This window comes from Treponema vincentii (assembly GCF_018336815.1).
Taxonomy (GTDB): domain Bacteria; phylum Spirochaetota; class Spirochaetia; order Treponematales; family Treponemataceae; genus Treponema.
The window spans coordinates 255,610-275,187 of the sequence record NZ_CP050497.1; the positions used below are offsets into that span (position 1 = coordinate 255,610).

General features: G+C 44.9%; 16 protein-coding genes, 1 tRNA gene and 2 pseudogenes. 10 read left to right on the forward strand and 9 right to left on the reverse strand.

Annotation, left to right across the window (positions count from 1 at the left end):
- Positions 1-30 precede the first annotated feature (30 nt).
- On the forward strand, positions 31-1,401 hold the full coding sequence (locus GWP40_RS01180) for an ATP-dependent 6-phosphofructokinase (RefSeq protein ID WP_212565715.1): 1,371 nt from the start codon (positions 31-33) through the stop codon (positions 1,399-1,401).
- An 81-nt stretch (positions 1,402-1,482) separates the two neighbouring features.
- Here the strand turns inward: GWP40_RS01180 and GWP40_RS01185 are convergent.
- From GWP40_RS01185 to GWP40_RS01195, 3 genes and pseudogenes are all read right to left on the reverse strand, one after another.
- Positions 1,483-2,989: pseudogene (locus GWP40_RS01185) on the reverse strand (IMP dehydrogenase).
- Positions 2,990-3,302: 313 nt separating this feature from the next.
- Entirely contained in the window at positions 3,303-3,860 is a 558-nt protein-coding gene (locus tag GWP40_RS01190) for an STAS domain-containing protein (RefSeq protein ID WP_212565716.1), read from the reverse strand.
- Between the two features lie 82 nt (positions 3,861-3,942).
- Entirely contained in the window at positions 3,943-4,659 is a 717-nt protein-coding gene (locus tag GWP40_RS01195) for an SDR family NAD(P)-dependent oxidoreductase (protein WP_212565717.1), read from the reverse strand.
- 107 nt (positions 4,660-4,766) lie between these two features.
- Here GWP40_RS01195 and GWP40_RS01200 point away from each other — a divergent pair, with 107 nt between their 5' ends.
- Entirely contained in the window at positions 4,767-5,567 is an 801-nt protein-coding gene (locus GWP40_RS01200; protein ID WP_212565718.1) for an RNA methyltransferase, read from the forward strand.
- Here the strand turns inward: GWP40_RS01200 and GWP40_RS01205 are convergent.
- The 4 genes from GWP40_RS01205 to pepF form a co-directional block, all read right to left on the reverse strand.
- A complete protein-coding gene (locus GWP40_RS01205; RefSeq protein WP_212565719.1) occupies positions 5,494-6,627 on the reverse strand; it encodes a sigma 54-interacting transcriptional regulator in 1,134 nt (377 codons plus the stop codon). The two genes, GWP40_RS01200 and GWP40_RS01205, sit on opposite strands and share 74 nt — an antisense overlap.
- A 22-nt stretch (positions 6,628-6,649) precedes the next feature.
- Positions 6,650-6,738: transfer RNA gene (locus GWP40_RS01210), tRNA-Sec, on the reverse strand.
- Between the two features lie 437 nt (positions 6,739-7,175).
- Complete coding sequence (locus GWP40_RS01215) at positions 7,176-8,159, reverse strand: M28 family peptidase (RefSeq protein ID WP_212565720.1); 984 nt, start codon at positions 8,157-8,159, stop codon at positions 7,176-7,178.
- A gap of 18 nt (positions 8,160-8,177) precedes the next feature.
- Positions 8,178-10,010, reverse strand: a complete 1,833-nt coding sequence (gene pepF, locus GWP40_RS01220) for an oligoendopeptidase F (protein ID WP_212565721.1) — start codon at positions 10,008-10,010, stop codon at positions 8,178-8,180.
- Between the two features lie 23 nt (positions 10,011-10,033).
- Here pepF and GWP40_RS01225 point away from each other — a divergent pair, with 23 nt between their 5' ends.
- On the forward strand, positions 10,034-12,289 hold the full coding sequence (locus GWP40_RS01225) for an MFS transporter (RefSeq protein ID WP_212566497.1): 2,256 nt from the start codon (positions 10,034-10,036) through the stop codon (positions 12,287-12,289).
- A gap of 71 nt (positions 12,290-12,360) precedes the next feature.
- On the opposite strand, the gene GWP40_RS01230 is transcribed toward GWP40_RS01225, so the two are convergent.
- The gene (locus GWP40_RS01230; RefSeq protein WP_212565722.1) at positions 12,361-13,035 is read right to left on the reverse strand and encodes a B3/B4 domain-containing protein; all 675 of its coding nucleotides are present in this window, start codon (positions 13,033-13,035) and stop codon (positions 12,361-12,363) included.
- 181 nt (positions 13,036-13,216) lie between these two features.
- Between GWP40_RS01230 and GWP40_RS01235 the strand changes: the two genes are divergently transcribed.
- From GWP40_RS01235 to GWP40_RS01260, 7 genes are all read left to right on the forward strand, one after another.
- On the forward strand, positions 13,217-13,606 hold the full coding sequence (locus GWP40_RS01235) for a hypothetical protein (protein ID WP_212565723.1): 390 nt from the start codon (positions 13,217-13,219) through the stop codon (positions 13,604-13,606).
- A 197-nt stretch (positions 13,607-13,803) separates the two neighbouring features.
- Positions 13,804-14,694 carry a DUF2156 domain-containing protein gene (locus GWP40_RS01240; protein ID WP_212565724.1) on the forward strand — a complete coding sequence of 297 codons (891 nt, stop codon included), beginning with the start codon at positions 13,804-13,806 and terminating at the stop codon, positions 14,692-14,694.
- A 4-nt stretch (positions 14,695-14,698) separates the two neighbouring features.
- Positions 14,699-16,018: a PALP domain-containing protein gene (locus GWP40_RS01245; protein WP_212565725.1), complete on the forward strand. Its 1,320-nt coding sequence runs from the start codon at positions 14,699-14,701 to the stop codon at positions 16,016-16,018.
- A complete protein-coding gene (locus GWP40_RS13210) occupies positions 16,018-16,152 on the forward strand; it encodes a hypothetical protein (RefSeq protein WP_256478592.1) in 135 nt (44 codons plus the stop codon). The genes GWP40_RS01245 and GWP40_RS13210 overlap by 1 nt, the downstream gene beginning before the upstream one ends.
- 18 nt (positions 16,153-16,170) lie before the next feature.
- Positions 16,171-17,238: a DUF7954 domain-containing protein gene (locus GWP40_RS01250; RefSeq protein WP_212565726.1), complete on the forward strand. Its 1,068-nt coding sequence runs from the start codon at positions 16,171-16,173 to the stop codon at positions 17,236-17,238.
- A 24-nt stretch (positions 17,239-17,262) separates the two neighbouring features.
- Entirely contained in the window at positions 17,263-17,916 is a 654-nt protein-coding gene (locus tag GWP40_RS01255; RefSeq protein ID WP_212565727.1) for an HAD-IA family hydrolase, read from the forward strand.
- A 93-nt stretch (positions 17,917-18,009) separates the two neighbouring features.
- Positions 18,010-18,879, forward strand: a complete 870-nt coding sequence (locus GWP40_RS01260) for a 1-acyl-sn-glycerol-3-phosphate acyltransferase (RefSeq protein ID WP_212566498.1) — start codon at positions 18,010-18,012, stop codon at positions 18,877-18,879.
- Positions 18,880-18,920: 41 nt separating this feature from the next.
- Here the strand turns inward: GWP40_RS01260 and GWP40_RS01265 are convergent.
- Positions 18,921-19,414 (reverse strand): annotated as a pseudogene (locus GWP40_RS01265) (AAA family ATPase); the annotation flags it as partial.
- Positions 19,415-19,578 lie beyond the last annotated feature (164 nt).

Here is a 19,578-nt window from a genome sequence, read left to right on the forward strand (position 1 = left end):
TTGATACTTTCGATATAACGGAGGTTCATTATGCGGCATGATGAAGAATTCGATTTTACCATTGAAACACTCGGCGCCTGTAAAATACCGTCTCCCATTCACCTTTCAAACGTAATCGGAGACCGTATCGCTAATTACGTTACCAATGAAGATTTTATTCGCTTTCGGCTGGAATCTAAAGTAGGAGAGCAGTACGGCCCCTTCAAACGTGAACAGCTGATCGAAAAAGCAGGCCCGCGGGAAAAAATATTTTTTAATCCGAGCCATGTCCATGCAGGCATTATCACCTGCGGAGGATTATGCCCCGGCCTTAACGACGTTATCCGTTCTGTCGTACGCTGCTTATGGAGACGCTACGGTGTTAAACGGATTAGCGGAATCCGCTTCGGTTTTAAAGGACTCCTGCCGGATTACCATTTTGACGTTATGCCCTTAAATCCGACGGTTGTCGATGCATGCCATAAAACGGGAGGAACCATTCTCGGCACCTCGCGCGGCGGCGGCACCCGTGTCGTCGAAATTGTTGATGGAATAGAACGCCTTAACTTGAACATCCTTTTCGTTATCGGAGGAGATGGAACGCAAAAAGGCGCTTTGGAAATTGCAAAGGAGATTGAACGGCGTAATCTTTGTATCTCCGTTGTCGGCATTCCGAAAACCGTTGACAATGATTTGTCATTCATTCAAAAATCATTCGGCTTCGACACGGCAGTCGTAAAAGCTTCTGAGGCTGTCGCCGCCGCCCGTATGGAAGCACAATCTCAGATTAACGGTATCGGATTAGTTAAGCTGATGGGACGGGAATCGGGCTTTATTGCAACGCACACGGCTATTGCGAGCCATGAGGTTGACTTTGTCCTCATTCCCGAAATTCCTTTCGATATGCGGGGCGAAAACGGCTTTTTAAAGCATTTGGAAGACCGTTTGGAGCAAAGCCATTACACGGTCATTGTCGTTGCGGAAGGGGCAGGCCAAGACTTAATGCAGAGCAAAAATGAAACCGATGATTCGGGGAATAAGCGCCTGTCGGATATCGGCGTATTTTTAAAAGAACAAATTGAAACATACTTTAAGTCAAAATCCATCCATATCAATTTAAAGTATATCGATCCGAGCTACCAAATCCGTTCTGCACCGGCAGCGCCGGTTGACTCTATTTACTGCGAACGGCTCGGAAACAATGCGGTTCATGCTGCTATGGCAGGTAAGACTAAACTGATTGTAGGGTTGATGTATAACAAGTTTGTTCACTTACCGATTAATGTCGTTGTCCGTTCGCGCAACTATGTTGAACCGGACGGCTCCCTCTGGCGCGATGCCCTTGATGCAACCGGTCAGCCTCCATTGATGAAAAATAAGATTCACGAAGACCATACTGAGCATCATTCCGCACATAAGTAAACACCATATCGCCTATTATCGTGCGTAAAGCACAGATATGCGGTGGATTGCCGCCTTCTATAGAAGAGGGCGGCAATTTTTTTAGCGTATAGAGGAACGCACGTCCTTCAGCACAACATCGTGAGAGCCGCCTTCTACAATGCTGGAAGGTGAGACCAATGTTATTTTTGCATTCGTTTGCAGTTCCGGAATGGTTAGCACACCGCAGTTGCACATTGTTGAGCGTACTTTATAGAGCGTTGTCTTAACACCGTCATGTAATGAGCCAGCGTAAGGGACATAGGAATCAACGCCCTCTTCAAACGCAAGCTTACTGTCGCCACCGGAATCATAACGCTGCCAGTTCCGCGCCCGCGACGAACCTTCGCCCCAATATTCTTTCATATAACTGCCGTTTACCAATATTTTGTTTGTCGGGCTTTCATCAAAGCGAGCAAAGTAACGCCCCAACATACAGAAGTCGCTGCCCATTGCAAGCGCCATTGTAATATGATGATCATACACAATACCGCCGTCGGAACAGATGGGGATATAAATCCCTGTTTTTTTTAAAGTAAGCATCGCGGGCTTTGGCGACTTCAATAAGCGCCGTTGCCTGCCCACGCCCGATGCCCTTGGTTTCGCGGGTAATACAGATGGAGCCGCCGCCAATCCCTACTTTGATAAAATCAGCTCCTGCTTCCGCCAAAAAGATAAAACCGTCTTCGTCAACAACATTTCCTGCCCCAATGGGAATTTTTTCACCATATTGCTTTTTTACAAACTTAATAGTACGTTTCTGCCATTCCGAAAAGCCGTCTGAGGAGTCAATACACAAAACATCGACGCCGGCGGCAATCAACGCAGGAACCCGCTGCTCATAATCGCGGGTATTCAGCCCCGCCCCCACCAAGTACCGCTTCTTTTCGTCAAGCAGTTCGTTCGGATGCTCTTTTTTGCTTTCATAGTCTTTGCGAAATACAAACGCTACAAGTTTTCCTTCGGAATCAAGAACGGGAAGAGAATTGAGCTTATATTCCCAAATAATATCATTTGCTTCCTTTAAGGTAACGCCTTCACCGGCATAATGAACCTTTTCAATCGGCGTCATAAATTTTGAAACGGTTAAATCCCGCGCCATCCTACTTGGACGATAATCACGACCGGTAATAACACCGAGTAGTTTACCATGTGCAGTACCGTCATCGGTAACAGCGACCGTCGTATGCCCTGTTTTTTCTTTTAAACGCAACACGTCTTCCAAAGTATTCTCAGGTTTTAAGTTTGAATCACTTTCTACAAAACCGGCTTTATAGTCTTTAACGGCAGCCACCATGGCAGCTTGTTTTTCTATACTCTGTGAACAGAAAATAAAGGATAAACCGCCCTCTTTTGCAAGAGAAATCGCCATACTGTCATTGGAAACCGATTGCATAATTGCCGAAACCAATGGAATATTGAGCGTATAGAGCGGTTTTTCTCCGGTAGCAAAACGAGTAAGCGGCGTATGCAGGTCAATATTTTGAGGGCTATGTTCAACGCCGGTATAACGCGGAATTAACAGATACTCATTAAAAGTATGCGACGGTTCTTCATAATAGTACGCCATAATTTCTCCTCACGTTTACATCATATTTTAGGAAGCGTTTTTTATCAATATTTCATTCGACATCGATTATTCACAGCTTACTCACCGATATGACAAATTATCCACAAGTTATTATCAATACGGTTCTATTGCTTTCTCTCTTTTTTAACTGATATAAATAGAATTCATTTTATATTAAAAGAGGGTAAAATCTTTACACATAACACTTTACATAATAGAAACGATATAGGCGATATAACAAAAAACAAAAATCGCAGATATGTGGCTTATAAGATATCCACAACTTCTACACAAGTAATACTGTTATATAATATTAACCGAGTGAAACCTGTGCATTATTATCAACCGCCAGAATAGTCTTACATTCGGAACAGCGGAAGCGACCTGCGCGAGGCGCTTTTAGTTTTTTTGCACAGATAGGACACGAGAAAATTTTAGGGAAAAGATTGGTCTGAGGAGCAGCCTTTGACCCTTTGTTTTTAAAGAAGTCGATAGAGGTTTCTAAAGAATCGTGAATCGTAAAGAAATTAGCGAACCCGAGTAATTGAAACACTTCATAGACTTTCGGCTGAAGGCTTAGCAGAACGATATCACCGCCTCTTCCTTTAACAGCTTTTAAAAATGCGGTAAACGAGCCGATACCTGTGGACGAAACATAATCTAAATGGGAACAATTGAAAATAAGCTGAACATAACCCGCATCAATAAGGGTTGTAACTCTTTTTTGAAAGAATGTTGAATTGTATGTATCGATATATCCCGACAGAATAATCACGATACATTTTTCAAGCCCTTCTACCTTTTGAAGTTGTATCTTGAGGCTTTTGTCTTTTTCGTTGTCGAAACTCTGAATTATTTCTGCATCATTCATATGACAATCCTTTATATCAGTCTGTTATGTTCTTAAATAAAAATTATACCTGTATTCATATCCCTATTCAAGGGGTTTAGATTTAAAACGACGACCATCCTTTGTCAACCGGCATTATAACCCCATTATAAGCGCTATCTTTTAACAAAAAAAGCGCAGCATCTGTAATTGCAGACGGATTAACCAGTTTACCGTCCGGATTTTTTTTTGCCCATAGAACCCGCGTCTCTTCAGGTAACAAGCCGCTATCGGTGAACCCGGGGCAAACGGCATTGGCCGTAATACCATATTGAGCATATTCCATACTCACGGATTTTACAAGAGACATAATCCCTGTTTTTGCCGCTCCGTATACGGCATTTGTCCGAAAACCGCGTAAAATATGCGTTTCCGTACCACCGAATAACAAAATACGCCCCCAATTCCGCGCTTTCATACCGGCTAAAGCTGATGAAACCAGTATTCCCGGCAGGGTAAAGTTCGCATATACGGTTGTGTTCCACTCCTTCGCAGTAGTCATATCAAGCGGCTTTTGCAAAAACGGACCATAAACAATGCACAGGATATCGGCAGCATTGGCATATTTACACAGTTCTTCCACATAGGAGACTTCTTGCAAATCGCAGATAAAACAGGCTACATTTCCTTGGCTGCAAAGACTTGTAACATGGTTTGAATTGCTCCGCCCCTGCATCACGACAGAAGCAGATTCCTCTAAAAGAGCTTGCGCTAAGCAGTACCCAATTCCGCTTGTACCGCCGACGACCAACGCACTTTTACCTTGCAGCACATTATCCATAGCGTATTCCTTCTTATACGGTTTATTAGATAGTCTCCACGCTTATGTCTCTTCCATTATACTCCGAAGCACTTGACATAGCAAGCGTTCTCTACAAAATAATTGCTATGGATACTTCAACCTCTCAAGAACGGCTTCCGGTTGCGGTTATTCTCTGCCACCCTGAAATAAGCCGTAACATCGGCGCCGTTTGCAGAGCGATGGCTAACAATAATTGTACTGATTTACGCATTGTAGGCAATAGAGCGGATTACGACGAAAATGAAATCCTCCGTTTGGCAATTCATGCGGGGGCGCTTTGGCAAAACGCATGCTTTTTTGAACCCTCGATCACCGGATTAAAAGCAGCTGTTGCTGATTGCGGTATTGTCGCCGGAACAACACGACGAGTAGGCGAAAAACGCAAATCATGGGGCATGACACCGGAGGATTTCGCTTCGTTTTCTTTCAATACGGCAGAAGGACTTACCGGCCTTGTATTCGGCAATGAACGAACCGGGCTTACCGATGAGGAATTAAATGTTTGCTCGGTTGCCATCAATATCCCTTCAGCCCCCGATTTTCCATCGCTTAACCTTTCGCATGCCGTGCAAATCGTCTGCTATACGCTATTCCGCGCCTATAGTCCCCGAAAATACGGCTATGAGCGTATCCCTTATACGCGGGTTACCTCAACCTCAGAACATATCAACGACTGTTTATGTAAAATGGGTCTTTTTAAACATGCAGGGAAAGAAGATAACATTCGTTTTTTTCAGGAGATAATTGCAAGAGCGGGATTATCCGCCCGGGAAGCGCAGTATTTGGAAGAACTTTTTCAAAAGCTATGCTATGTTAAATGTCGAAATGCTGAGGGAACAGTACAGGAGATGCCTTTGCTGCAAACACCGCCCGTTCCAAACAATTAAAAAGTTCACGGACATTCCCCGGCCAATTATACTTACACAGCAGAGACAGAGCCTCCCGTGATAAGTGTTTTCTCGTTTGTTTTAAATAATTATATGCCAGCACTCCGATATCTTCTTTATGCTGACGCAGCGGGGGAACGATAAGATGGGCAACATCAAGACGATAAAAAAGATCTAATCGGAAGAGTCCCTGATCTACCATTTCTTGCAGATCACAATTTGTCGCACAAATCAATCTAAAATCAGAAGAGTACTTTTGAGTGCCTCCCAGTTTATAATACTCGTGTGTTTCAAGAACCCGTAAGAGTTTTGCTTGCAAATTCAGTGTAAGATTTTCTATTTCATCAAAAAATAAGGTTCCTTGATCTGCCTCTGAAAAGAGACCTTCCTTATCGATTGCTCCGGTATAAGCTCCTTTACACGAACCAAACAATAAACTCTCTGCGAGATCTTCCGCAATGCAAGTAGTATTTATCGGTAAATATCTACCGGGACGATTTTTAGAATAGTAATGAATGAGCGAAGCAACGACTTCTTTACCTGAACCGCTTTCTCCGTACAGCAATACATGAGAATTTTGCTGTGCTGTCTGTAAAATAAAGTTCCGTATCATTTGAATTTCGATACTCTGCCCCTGCAATTTCGTATAGAGCGGAGCCGTTACCGGATCTATATCGTACATATCGATTATTCGGATAATTTTTCCTTCAAGCGTATTTTGAATAGTATTGTGTAATATATTGAATTCATAAGGAATAGAAAAACATCCTAATATCATATTTGTTGCAAAAGCGGCCTTTTCTACAAAATTACAATGCTGATGTGATAATAAAAAGATAGGTAAAATGGGATATTGCCCGTAAATTTCTTTGAGTATATTCGGCGGATACTCGCCCCCTGCTTCAAAATCAAATAACAGAAAATCGTAGGCTTTTTCTTCTAAGCAAGGTAGGACAGCCCGATTGTCCAATATATAGTCTATAGACCAAACTTTTTTAGACACACAAGCGAGTTTTTCGGCATCTGTCGAAAATGCTGCAACAAACAAAACACTTAGCACAGCCACACCTACAACAGAAAACCGGAAGAGGCAGGAATCGAACCTGCCGTTGCGAATTATGCAACCAACGGTTTTGAAGACCGCGAAGACCACCAGATCCCATCAGCTTCCATTAATAAGAGAAATTATGATTTAGTATAAAGTGAAAGTTTCTTTTAAGCAACCCTACTGCTTTTAATTTTAACGCTATCAAGAGGAAAATTTTCCGGTTTTTTATCTTTTTAGGATTATTATGCTTTACTTATTTGATCTCTAGTGTTCCGTCTTAAACATGACAAATATTTCACTCCCCGCAAAGGGATATTAGAATCGCCGCATGAATAAACTTGAGTGATGAACGGCCAAATATAATCAAATTTAAGCATACAAAGATTGTTTATATATTGCCGATACTATGTTAAAATAGTACCAATGAGCAAGATAACATACCTATCCGTACAGGATGTAATGAAGCAATGTTTGGATTATTTCGATATTGTGTATTGAAAAACCGCCCCGGAAATGATCACCTAAGATTCATTACCAAAAGTCGGCGTATTAGAGTTTTTTTATCCGGCCGCTTCTTTCACACCCGCCAGATACCGAAGCATTTTATCTACTAGGATAAAAGCTTGCGGCGTCAGTGTTTCGAGGCTGTCCTGTGGGGTGTGCATCCGCTGCCATGTCTGCGGAATGACGGCGGCAAGCGGCGAATCAGGCGGAACGTGTGCATTGGTGATGATACACCGTTGAAGCGCTTGAGCGGCGCTTTCGTTGGCGGATATTTCTGCAGCGGCCGACCTATGACATCCGGCGGAATGCACGTTACCCGATAGAGGCGTTCCAGCCGAGTGCGGCATATACCGCATTAACAGCTCCGCTTCCGCCCTCGGCAATACGGTGATTACCTGCGCGGTTAATCCGGCGGAAATGAGCCCCGCGTTGTCGCTGTAGGCGGTCGGCAGCGAAAGCCAGCGCCCCCTGCACGCGGCGTCGGCATAGATGCGGCAGCGCCGATGCAGAGCGGAAAGCGCCGCCGTTTTCCGTGTATCCCTGCCGTATATCCCCGACTCGGAAAGGATGAGCGTATCCCCGCTGCCGCACATATCAAACACAAAGATGTCATCCTGCTGCATTGAAAGCGCACGCAAGCCTTGCCCCAAACGGTACGCCCCTTGGTTTTTAATGCCATCCGCCCCCGCTTCTTCGCCGTCGGTAAAGATAATGCGGATGTTATGCGCATCCCGTTTCTGCAGCAGTGTTTGGGCAAACAGTAGCAGCTGTATGCAGGCGGCGGAATTATCATTTGCGCCCTGTGTACCGGCGGCGCGGTCATAGTGCGCTATCAGCGTTTTCATCTTAAAGCGGGGATTGTACGCGGATTGCCGGTAGGTAATAACAATGTGTGTTTTATCTTGAAGGGTAACGGTACGGTAGGGAATTCCTTGCGCCGCCAACCGTTCCGTTATAAAGGCGCACCGGTCTGCCGCCGGTTCTAAAAAAGCGCTGAAAAAAGGCGAAGCGATAATCGCTTGAGCTTGTTCAAGAGTCACGGCGGCAGGGCAATCGGGTTATAGAGCGGCTAAGGCTTTTTCAAGCTCGCTTACTAAGTGCGCAAAGTGCTTACAGGTTGCCTCAACCGGTTCGGGAGAAGCCATATCGACACCGGCAATCCGCAGCGACTCGATGGGATAGCGGGAACCGCCGGAGGTTAAAAACTTAAAGTAATCCTCCTGCTCCGTTTTTCCGCCCGAGTATACCCGTTCGGCAAGGGCAAGCGATGCGGAAACACCGGTTGCGTATTTATACACATAGAACGAATTGTAAAAATGCGGGATACGCAAGCCTTCAAGATCGCTGCATTCCTCAAAGTGCATCGCGGGACCGAAGTAAGCGGTCAGCAGTTTGCGGTACTCGCCGCGGAGGTTCTCGATAGTGAGCGGCGTTCCCTCTTCGACCAACTTATGCGTGATATGTTCGTATTCGGCAAACATCGTCTGGCGATACAGCGTTGCAAGAATATCACTTACGCGAATACTCAGCAGGTATGCCCGCATTTTGGGATCGCTCGTATTTTTCAGCATAGAGCGGAACAACAGCTCCTCGTTGAAGGTTGAGGCAACCTCCGCCTCAAAAATCGTGTAGTTGTAGCTTAAAAACGGATTGTTCCGCACTGAATACCATGAGTGCATGGAATGCCCGCCTTCGTGCACAAGGGTGAACACATCCCGGATAACATCCTCTTTGTAGTTAACCATGATATAAGGATCGCCTTCAAAGCAGCCCCACGAAAAAGCGCCTGAACGCTTGCCCTTATTTTCGTACCGATCAACCCAGCCGCCGAGCAGTCCGTTCCGCAGCGTGGTGACATATTCATCGCCGAGCGGCTGTAACGCTTCGGTAATCATATCGACGGCTTCGTTATACGGAGTGTGCCGCCGCACTTCGCCCACCAACGGAACATACACATCGTAGTGCCGCAGTTCATCAAGTTTGAGCGATTTTTGCATAAGCGCATAAAAATGATGCAGCGGCTCCAAGTTTTTCCGGATTGTGCTGATAAGGTTGTCGTATACTTCCGTCGGAACCTTATCGGGATAGAGGGCCTGTTCACGGGCGGAACCGTATCCGCGGATACGGGCAAGCGCGATATTTTGCTGTACCTGACCGGTATACAAAGATGCTATCGTATTTTTGTACGTGTCGAACGTGCCGTAAAATTGCATATATGCTTGCTTACGGATATTCCGGTCGGGATTGATTAAGAACTGTGAATATGAAGATTGCGTAAGTTCTTTCGCTCCGTCGGGAGTTTCAATCGAGCCGAAACGGAAGTCTACATTCGTAAGCGTCGAGAAGCTGCGGCGTTCGACATCCTGCGATTCGGCTAAAAGCGAAAGGAGCTTTTCTTCTTTTTCGCTCAATGTATGAGCCTTTAGTCTGATCAGCTTTTCGATAAAGACTTTGTACGGAGCAAAAGCCGCTCCGGTCTTTCCGGCAGGGTCGATCCAGTTGCGGATGTTCTGTTCGGGAATCTCCAGTAAAGCGGGGATAAACCAGCTTATTTCGGAAGAAAGTTCCGTGTCCGCCATCATCGCGCGCGAGACCCGTTCGATGTTTTTAGGATCGCTTTCATCTACAGACTTCATCAAAAAGGCATAATGGCTTGTCTTTTCCGAAATACGAGAGGCCGCTTCCACAGCCTGTAAACAGCCGAGCACCGTTTCGGCAGTCAGTGTATCAGGTGAAGCAAAGGCGGTTTTGTAGGTTAATACGCGATCTTTTGCGGCGGTAATGTCTTTCAGTGAAGCATTCCAGTCCGCATCATTTGTAAAAAGTTTGCTTAAATCCCATTGGTCGCTTTTTGCGACCTCCGAACGCAGGGGTACCGTTGAGTTTTTCATACGTTCACTATACAATATGGCCGATGAATGAGCAACTGTCGGCCTATAAAATTAAACAAGGGCGGCGAATCTACGACATTTACAATATCTTCAATTCTTTTTCTTTTGCGCTTGTTACCGGTAATACGGTTACCCTTTATGCGCTCTTTTTAAAAGCCAACACAACGGTAGTCGGTTTACTGACCGCATTTATGTACCTTTCATTTTTTGCCATTCCGCTTGGTAAATTGATGGTGATGCGTTTCAGCATTATGCAGACATTCGGCAGTACATGGCTTTTGCGTACCGCCTCGCTGCTGCCGCTGCTTGCCATTCCGTTCCTCGTATCAGCGGGACACAATCAGTATGCGCTCTATTGTCTATTGCTTGCGGTAGGGTTGTTCAATTTTTTCCGCGGCGCCGGGATGATTGCCAATAATCCCGTTATCAGAATCCTTGCGCCCGGGAAAGACCGCAGCTCGTATATCGTGCGCCTTTCCTTAATCAACAACCTTGCGGCATTACTCGCCACTGTTTTGCTCGCGTGGCTTTTACGGAGGGATCCTTCGGTACAAAGCTATAACCTTGCCAGCATGATCGGCATACTGCTCGGTTTTATCGCCTCTATCCTGCTGTTTAGAATACCGGAACCTCAGTCCGCAAAGCCGAACCGTCAAAAGCGGAAAGACAATACTACCCCGCGCCAAGGCTCCACTTTTTTGAGACACATTCGTGATGCCTTTAAAGACGCAAACTTTAGACGGTTCGTATTGGCGTTCTTTATTATCAGTCTCGGTATTGCGATGATCCGTCCGTTTATCATCGTGTATGCAAAAGAAGTTTACAGTAGACGAGACAGCGCAGCGACCATCTTATCCGTGTACTCACTTGTAGGCGCTCTCAGTGTCGGGCTTTTAATGCATCTGATTATCGACCGCATCGGCGCAAAACCGATCTTTATCATTTTCAGCGCAATCAGCGCCCTTTCGTTAATACCGGCTTTCTTTGCGCCGGGACTCGCAAGCGCCGGTATACTCAGTACCGTTTTTCTCATCTTATTTACGATGATCAGCAATGTCGGTTTTGTCGGGCAAGATAATTCGTCGCAAGCATATTTCTTCGCAATGGTGCCGGAAGAGGCGCTGATGGATTTAAGTATGCTCTATTACTTTATCCTTGCGATTACCGGCGGCGCAGGTTCCATCCTCGGTGGAACGATACTCGACCTTTTGCGGGTGCAAGGTTTTTCCTACCTGCAATCGTATCAAATATTTTTCTTGATAGTTATCGCCATTATCGCACTCGGTATCGTATTCCAGCGCAAGCTCTTGAACCTCGGCAGTTACCGCGTTTTTGAAACGCTTGCCGTCCTCTTTTCTCCCCGCGATATGAAGGCGCTCAACCTGCTGCACAAATTAGACCGAAGCGAGACTATCGAAACCGAAGAGAAAATCCTCAACGAACTCGGCGAAATTGCTTCATCGGTATCCTGCGATCAGCTGCTGCACTACCTTGAATCTCCGCGGTTTACAATTCGGATGAACGCATTACGGGCGCTCTATTCGATGAATACCATCAATTCGAAAGTGCGCGATGTGGTGTTGAAAGAGCTTGAACAAGGGGCGTTTACTACCGCGCCGCTCGCCGCACGGATACTCGCCAAATTCAATGTGCAGCAAGCGGTTACCCCGTTACGGGCAGCGCTCGACAGCGACGACTACTATCTTGCCGGAGAAGCGATGGTCGCCCTTGCACGGCTAAACGACAGTTATAGCCAGCCTAAAATCGGCACCATTCTTTCCCAAGCGGAAAACCCCGCGCTGATACTGAAAGGAATACGTGCGCTGGAGCTTTTTAATGCAGATAATTCCCCTATGTTTATTCTGGATATTCTCCGCAGGGACACCGTTCCGCCCTATATCGAAAACGAAGCGCTGCTTGCACTCGCATCGTTAATGGGTATCCAAAACGACTTTTATTATATGTTTGAAAAATACCGGAACGAAAAACAATCGCCGTCTATTCTTTTCATCGATATACTCGATGAAATCTTTGAAACAAAAAAAACGAGCGATCCTGTACTGAAAAAGACCGTCATCGATTTTATTCAAGACTACCAATACGATGAAGCCTTTGTACGCTGGCTCATCGGATTCGGCAAAAACAAATTGGGCATACGGTCGGCTCTTCTGGTCGCCGTTGCCCTTGATATCGGCTTAATTCATCGGGAAGCGTTCCGCTTCTTTTTGTCGTTTTGGGCTATCTCCTTATTCAAAAAACCGGAACTTGCGGAACGGTAGAACTCTCCTTCGATTTCTGAAATTCAGCTTAACCGTACAGGAAACGGAGAAGCTCAATTTCTCATTATAAATTACCCCTCGATAATCTGTATCTCAAATTCCAACCGAGGCATACATTCCGCTAAATCACTTTGAATCCGTTTGAGCGCGTCTACACGCATATCGACGGACGTATTGGCATTTCCCTGAATGATAAAGATTGCATTTTTTGTCCCGTCATCAAATTTATAATGTTCCCCATCCCGGACATCCAGCCATGCCATAATACCTTTTGAATCGCGGTACACGTAATCGGTTTTAGCGACATGCTTTTCCGTGGATAGGATGGGAAGGAAAACGCCTTCTTCTTTATTGACGGTAAACTCTATCTGCCCGTCTACTTTAGCAAGGTCATGTCCGCCTATTGCCAAAAGCGAACGTAACGACTCGACGTTATAAATATCGATAACGCTATTAATGTGCGGAATAGAGCCGCGGTGCTGAATGTTTCGGATAAGAGCCGGAACGGTCGGCATATATTTTTTGATACTGCGCCCCACGCTTTGCAGCATATCAGTGTATCCCTGAATGACCGGATGATTGAATACTTCATCAACATCGCATTTCAATGCCCATTCTTCCATCTCTTTTTGCTTCTTTAAAAAAGCCTCTGATAAGGGAGCTTGCGGGTCTACATTTTTTGCAATGCCGATCACAATGCTTTTAATCCCAAGCGCGGCAATACTTTCATCCATAATAAATTTCATAGCAGAGAGCCTCCATACTATTTTATTCAGTATAAGTATATTGATTATACCATTGACTTTAAAATTTTTAAAGAATCCGATATTGTTTTGTGTCATTACGGCTAAAAGATAACCTTCGTTATAAAATTCCTCTAAAGTACAAAAAAAAAATACCGATTATTAGAATAGTGGAGGGATCGGTATGGTATCGAATTATGTACCGTTGTCATCATTGTCTTATGCGGCAATGACGAGCATTTCGGCCGGAGGGCGTGCATATCTTCCGGTCGATACCAAACAAGTTGTTTATTCTCATTTTCAATATGTTTCCGGGGTGCCGCGAACCAAAGATCAAAACGGCGTCAGTATCGGAAAGCTCAAGATTTTAAATACGCTCATCGATCAGCTGGTGAGAATGCGCGAAAACGAACGGGAAAACAAGCTATTAACGGGCACTTCCGATGAAAAAACGCTGGACACGATGATTGAATATGTCAACAATAAAATCCATACGGAAATAGCGCTTTCAAAAAGCATCGGGTATGCTTCTTCCTTACCGGAATCGGCATATCTGTTGGATCTGACGGCTTAATCATCAAGTGATGAACGTCCTTGTTCATCACTTGATTGCGAATTTTGGCAAAGCCAAAATATCGCTTCTGTTATAACCACCGCCATCCGTGGCGGTGCTGAATTACTAAGTTTTTTATCGAAAACTTGCATATCCGCTACCCTTTATATTTGCTAAAGAACTTGCGATTTTTTTGATAAAAGAGTAACATAGCGGCCATGGACGTCATTGCGCGGTATCCTGAATTTTCTCCGCTATCTCTTGAAGCTGTACAAGCGATTCAATCCGATTTACAGCCGCTGAAAGACGGTATGTCGGAGTTAACCTTCGGAAGTTTGTATTTTTTTAGAAATACGTATAAATATAAAATAAGCAGATTTAATGAGCGCACCCTGATCTTTTTAGGGGAAGAACAGAAAAAAGCGTTTTTTTTCTCCATAGGAGACCCGCTTCCGCTTGCAACACTTAAAGAACTGTACAACGATTGTGCTTACTGGAAGTTGATCTCAGAATCATATTTAACCGATAATGCAGCTTTTTTCCAAAACTTTAAAGAGTCTCCTACCGAAGATAGGGATAATTTCGATTACCTCTACACCCGCCTCTCGTTGAGTACGCTTTCCGGTAAGCAATTACATAAAAAGAAAAACCATGTGAATGGCTTTTTAAGCAATTATCCTGATTTTACGTTGAAAAAGCTTGATACGGATACCAAAAAAGACGCATCTAAAATTTTAGACATCTGGGCGACGGAGCAAACCAACATCCAAGAAACCGACTACGAGGCTGCACAACAAGCCTTGGCATTGCCGGAAATAGCGAATTTTCTCAGCCTTATCCTGTATGTACAAGGTGTGCCGGTTGCATGGTGTTTAGCTGAATTGGCCGGTCAGGGAACTATCGCCGTTGTCCATTTTGAAAAAGCACGAACCGATTTTCGAGGCAGCTATCAATACATCAACTATGCCTTTGCCCAATCGCTTCCCGAACAGGTTATCTACATCAACCGTGAGCAAGACTTGGGCGACGAGGGGCTGCGCCATGCAAAAATGAGCTACAAGCCGGAAGGTTTTGTTAAAAAATACCGACTTGATAAAGGAGCGCTTTGAAACTATGAAGTTAGTCAGCACTCGAAACAGCAATCTCGCTGTTTCCTTTAAACATGCGATCTTTGATTGTATGCCTGCCGACGGCGGTTTATATGTTCCGTACTCCGAACACGATTTACGCTCGTGGATATTGCATATGAATGAGCAGACAACCTTTTCGACCATAGCAGGCTCGCTAACATCTGCACTGCTCAAAGAAGAGATTAGTCCGGTTATTTCCGAGCGGATTGCAGCAACGGCGTTTCAATCCTATAGCCCGCGGCTTCGCCAGCTTGATGACCGCCTCTTTTTGCTGGAGCTGTTCCACGGGCCGACCGGCAATCATCGAGATTTCGGCTTTCTATGGCTTGCTTCCGCGCTGGAACACCTTTTAACAATAGATGAGAAGAAAGCCATTGTCATCGCCCCCAGTACCGGAGTCGGCGGCAGAAGTATGGCGGCAGCATTCGGAAATAAAAAACATCTTAAATTGATTATCTTATATCCGAAAGGCTATGCAAAGGGGCTAAAACCGGAGCATTTGTTTCAGAACGGCGGCTCCGTCTATCCCGTAGAGGTTAAAGGAGACACTGTCACAGTCGAGAATCTCATCCGGTCTATTTATCAAGAGCGGCAGCTCGTAAAAGATTATAACCTGACATTGGCAAATACGGTCAACATCGGGCGCATTTTGCCGCAGGTGTTTTTCTATATGTTTGCTTTTACCCGCATAAAAACAAGAACGGCAGGGGAGATATTCTATGCAGTGCCGTCGGGAAACTACGGTAATCTTACGGCAGGCTTATACGCATGGAAGTTTTGCTTGCCGGTAAACGGTTTTATCACGGACGCAACGGATGCACTGAACTGTGACGAAACCGGTAGCTGCCGCTGCGTTAATTCGTCCATCCCACTTTCGGAACGCGGCCCCGCCGATCCTGCCGTACCTTCCAGCATCGAACGACTTGAACAAATTTTTACACTCAGCCCTGCGATTATGAAATCGATTATTTTCCCTGCATGGGTCTCGGATGCCGAAGCGGAAATGCTCATCAGCGATTCCTATCGGCGTTACGGTATTATGTTCGATATGGCGACCGCTCATGCATACTCAGCAGCACAAAACCGGAATATATGCCAAAGGAGCGGCGGAGAATCTCTCGTGTTGGTCTCGAAGGATCATCCTGCCTTTGAAAGCAAAATTCTTACCCGGATATGCGGCGAGTCTCCGATAATACCCGAATATCTCCGCGATATCGATACCCCTATTCCGAACGTACCGCTCATCAACGGAACAAAAGAAGAACTCATCAAAATTCTCAATAAAGTAAGCGAGGTACAATAATGCCATACAAATTAGACGGTGCAAAATTCCCTACGTTGGAAGATTTAGTCGAAGCGCTCTATCCGCTCTATGCCGATAAAATGAGCGAAGAAGAATTCAAAAAATATGCAGAAGAAAACGCAGAAAAAAGTTAATTTTTTGGGGAGATTATAATGGATTATTATCACGCCTTCCTCAAGCGAAGTGCAGCATGGTTTATCGTATGCTGTATGTCGGTATTTGTTCCCACACTTCTTTTTGCAACGCAAAAACCTACAAAAGAATCTGCGCAAGGTACTTTTTCCGGTGATTACGTTATTTACCGTGATTATTCATGGAAAATCCCTACATGGATAGGCTTTTTGTATTATAACGATGAAACCTACGGTGCTTTTATCCGTACCGATGAGCAGGGAAATTCCCGTACCGTATCCATCCTATTCAGCGCTCAAGTTGAAAAGGGGCGGTTAGTCCTGACCGGTCAGCAAATTATCTCTTCTATTACGCAGGATGATACATTCGGCGTTAATTATCTGATGGAGCTTTTACCCAAGCTCTATGAAATTAAAACTTTCCCTCGTGCAGGAAAAGCGCCGTTCGGCACGGCAACGGTACGCAAGCAAATGGAAGAATTCGGCGGAGCAGTTACACTGGACTTTCAATCTTTTGTGCCCCTCTTTCACCTTAAAGCGATAACCGGCGCAAAAAAAGAACCGGTTTTGGAATTAACCGAAATAGGCTCCATTAATGGCAACGGGGAATCGGTATTCTATGGTTATGGTCCGGCAGAACCTCAGCAAAACACAAACGTATTTACCGTCGATAAAGCGGCAAAGAAAGAAACGGTAACCGTATCAGGTGTGCAGCTCCATTTGGATAGCCAGTGGAAAAAAATTGCAGATAATTCATTTCTTTGCGAGGATACCGCCTTTTTAACGGTAAGTACGGTCAATATACCGTCGGCAGAAAATGGGAATCCGTTATCCGTACCCGAACGCTTGCTTCGATTGCTAACAGCTTCAAGTCCTTATGCCAAAACACTGCTGCCGTATACGACTGTCGAAGGGAAGCAAACAGCCTTTACGCTCAAGCAATCCGTATACGACATCGAATCAAAAAAGATTTCAAAAGACATAAAACGATGCATTAAAAATAAAGACGGCAGCTTTACCATTGTCAGCCTAACAGTTAACAGCGCTGCGTATAGCGCAGAGCAAGCCTATTTTAATGGACTTTTTTAGTTTTTGTGCTATACTGCAACAGAGATGATAGGGCATTTACTTTTTGATATTGATAATACGCTTTATTCTGCATCCAATCTGATGGAACGGAGAATCTCCGAACGGATGTTTCAATTTATTGCCGATTTCTTATCGCTTCCGTTGGAAGAGGCTATAAAACTGCAACGTGCACGGCGGCACAATTACGGTACGACGCTCGAATGGCTTGAATGTGAATATCATTTTAATGACAGAGACACGTATTTTGAAGCAGTGCATCCCGCTTCGGAAATTGCCGAATTACAACCGGATCCGAATTTGCGGAATTTTTTACTTTCGTTACAGATGCCGATGACGGTTTTGACCAATGCACCGATGGCACATGCCGAACGGGTTTTGAACTTCTTTAATATCAGTGATTTATTCCTCGCTGTTTTTGACATTTCCTATAACCAAGGGAGAGGGAAGCCGCAACCGGAAGCCTTTACCAAGCCGCTTGCCGCTGTGCATAAAACGGTTGAAGAAACGTTGTTTCTGGATGATTGCCCCGCTTACGTTGAGGGTTTTGTCAAAATTGGCGGCAGGAGCGTACTGATCGACGAAAAAGAACGATGTACGGATTTTACCAAAGCGTCCGGTATCCCGTCGATCAAATCAATTTATGAGCTGCCGCCGCTGTTGGAACGTCTTTCCATATAGGAGTATATTAGACCTATTCTGAAACTTTCGTTTTCGAATAGGTCGACGAGACAATTGTATTATTTTGAGGAGCGCATTATGGAAGAGAAAAAAATTGACGGTCTTGTACTAAAAAATATGCTTGAAAACTTGAGGCCATTATTCGAACAATACGCAAGCAAGGATAATGTTATCACCGAAGAAAATGTACACAAACTGGAAAATCCTCAAATTCGATCAATCTTAGAATCGGCCGTAAAAAAACTCTTGTTGGAAGGTTCAAAACTCTACCCGGAAAAACACATTGCCGAATTTTTAACGGCAATTAAAGCCGGAAAGAAGGGCATTATCCTCTCCGAGCACTACAGCAACCTCGATTTACCGATTTTTTTATATTTAATGGAACAAACAGGACCGGCAGGAGAAGAGCTTGCTCATCGTTCGATTGCAATGGCAGGGATGAAGCTTACCGAAGAGGATCCGCTGATAGCCGCTCTCACCGAAGGCTATGAGCGCATTGTCATTTATCCGAGCAGAACACTTGCCGGCATTACCGACCCCGTACAACTGGAAGAAGAGAAAAAACGGAGCCGCAGCATCAATATCGCCTCGATGCGGACGTTGGAAGAAGTGCGAAAAGAAGGAAAAGCCGTTATCGTATATCCGGCAGGTACCCGCTACCGCCCGGGAAAGCCCGAAACAAAACGGGGTGTCCGCGAAATCGACTCATACATCCGAACCTCCGATGTGATGCTGTTGGTGTCTATTAACGGTAACTGTTTGCGCATTTCGGACGACCCATCCAATATGCTGGGAGACATTGTGTGCCAAGACAAGGTTGTAATGGAAATGAGTCCGGTTATCGACTGTAACGAATTCCGCGAGCGTGCGAAACAACGCTGCCGTGACGGAGATGACAAAAAACAGGCCGTCGTCGATCTCGTTATGGAAGAACTGGAGATTATGCACAACCGAAATGTATAGGCTGTTTTCGGGCTTCCATTAACATACCTCAATATCAGCTGTAATAACAACCGCATCCGTTCCATAAAGCTGTCTACATTGCTTTTACGGATATCTTCTACAAAGCTCCATACTGATTTTCCCGTGTCTGTAAACGGTATTGTAGTATATGCAGGCATCAAATTTTCTAAAAACCCGTACCGCACTTCATCATTCGGAAAACCAAGCCGGTACATCCGCTCTTCTGTAACGTATTTCTTAATGGTTAAATAACCGGATTGAAACAGAATAGGTAAGGCATCTTGCGCTACAGCCCTGTATGTTTCCAATCCGGTTTCATTCAATTCAATATTCCCATCCAAGTCAGGGATAAAAAAATGAGCTTCTTTCAGATAATTCACCAAAAAGGTCGGTGTTCCCGTCCCGAACCAGTAGCTTTTAATTTCTTTATTATCAAAAGCATTTAATAGACTGAATGGATTGTACATTCCTTCCCCTGCCGGATGGAACAGGTAGCGTCATACCATTGTTTTAATGCTGCTATCGCTTGCAGATAGTCAAATCCTCGCTTGTAAGCCAGCGCCGGTTTGCAAGCAAACCGGTTACTGCTTGGAACCACCGCCATCCGTGGCGGTTCTGAAATGTACATTCGTATACACCGCTTAACGACAAGGGGCTGTCCAAAAACTGAAAGCCTATCGGCCTTTTCTGTAAGGAAAT

Excerpts from the sequence above, each read along its gene's own strand:
- GWP40_RS01180 (WP_212565715.1), top strand. The coding sequence starts at position 31 with ATGCGGCATGATGAAGAATTCGATTTTACCATTGAAACACTCGGCGCC.
- GWP40_RS01190 (WP_212565716.1), bottom strand. The coding sequence starts at position 3,860 with ATGAATGATGCAGAAATAATTCAGAGTTTCGACAACGAAAAAGACAAA.
- GWP40_RS01195 (WP_212565717.1), bottom strand. The coding sequence starts at position 4,659 with ATGGATAATGTGCTGCAAGGTAAAAGTGCGTTGGTCGTCGGCGGTACA.
- GWP40_RS01200 (WP_212565718.1), top strand. The coding sequence starts at position 4,767 with ATGGATACTTCAACCTCTCAAGAACGGCTTCCGGTTGCGGTTATTCTC.
- pepF (WP_212565721.1), bottom strand. The coding sequence starts at position 10,010 with ATGAAAAACTCAACGGTACCCCTGCGTTCGGAGGTCGCAAAAAGCGAC.
- GWP40_RS01225 (WP_212566497.1), top strand. The coding sequence starts at position 10,034 with ATGAATGAGCAACTGTCGGCCTATAAAATTAAACAAGGGCGGCGAATC.
- GWP40_RS01230 (WP_212565722.1), bottom strand. The coding sequence starts at position 13,035 with ATGAAATTTATTATGGATGAAAGTATTGCCGCGCTTGGGATTAAAAGC.
- GWP40_RS01235 (WP_212565723.1), top strand. The coding sequence starts at position 13,217 with ATGGTATCGAATTATGTACCGTTGTCATCATTGTCTTATGCGGCAATG.
- GWP40_RS01240 (WP_212565724.1), top strand. The coding sequence starts at position 13,804 with ATGGACGTCATTGCGCGGTATCCTGAATTTTCTCCGCTATCTCTTGAA.
- GWP40_RS01245 (WP_212565725.1), top strand. The coding sequence starts at position 14,699 with ATGAAGTTAGTCAGCACTCGAAACAGCAATCTCGCTGTTTCCTTTAAA.
- GWP40_RS13210 (WP_256478592.1), top strand. The coding sequence starts at position 16,018 with ATGCCATACAAATTAGACGGTGCAAAATTCCCTACGTTGGAAGATTTA.
- GWP40_RS01250 (WP_212565726.1), top strand. The coding sequence starts at position 16,171 with ATGGATTATTATCACGCCTTCCTCAAGCGAAGTGCAGCATGGTTTATC.
- GWP40_RS01255 (WP_212565727.1), top strand. The coding sequence starts at position 17,263 with ATGATAGGGCATTTACTTTTTGATATTGATAATACGCTTTATTCTGCA.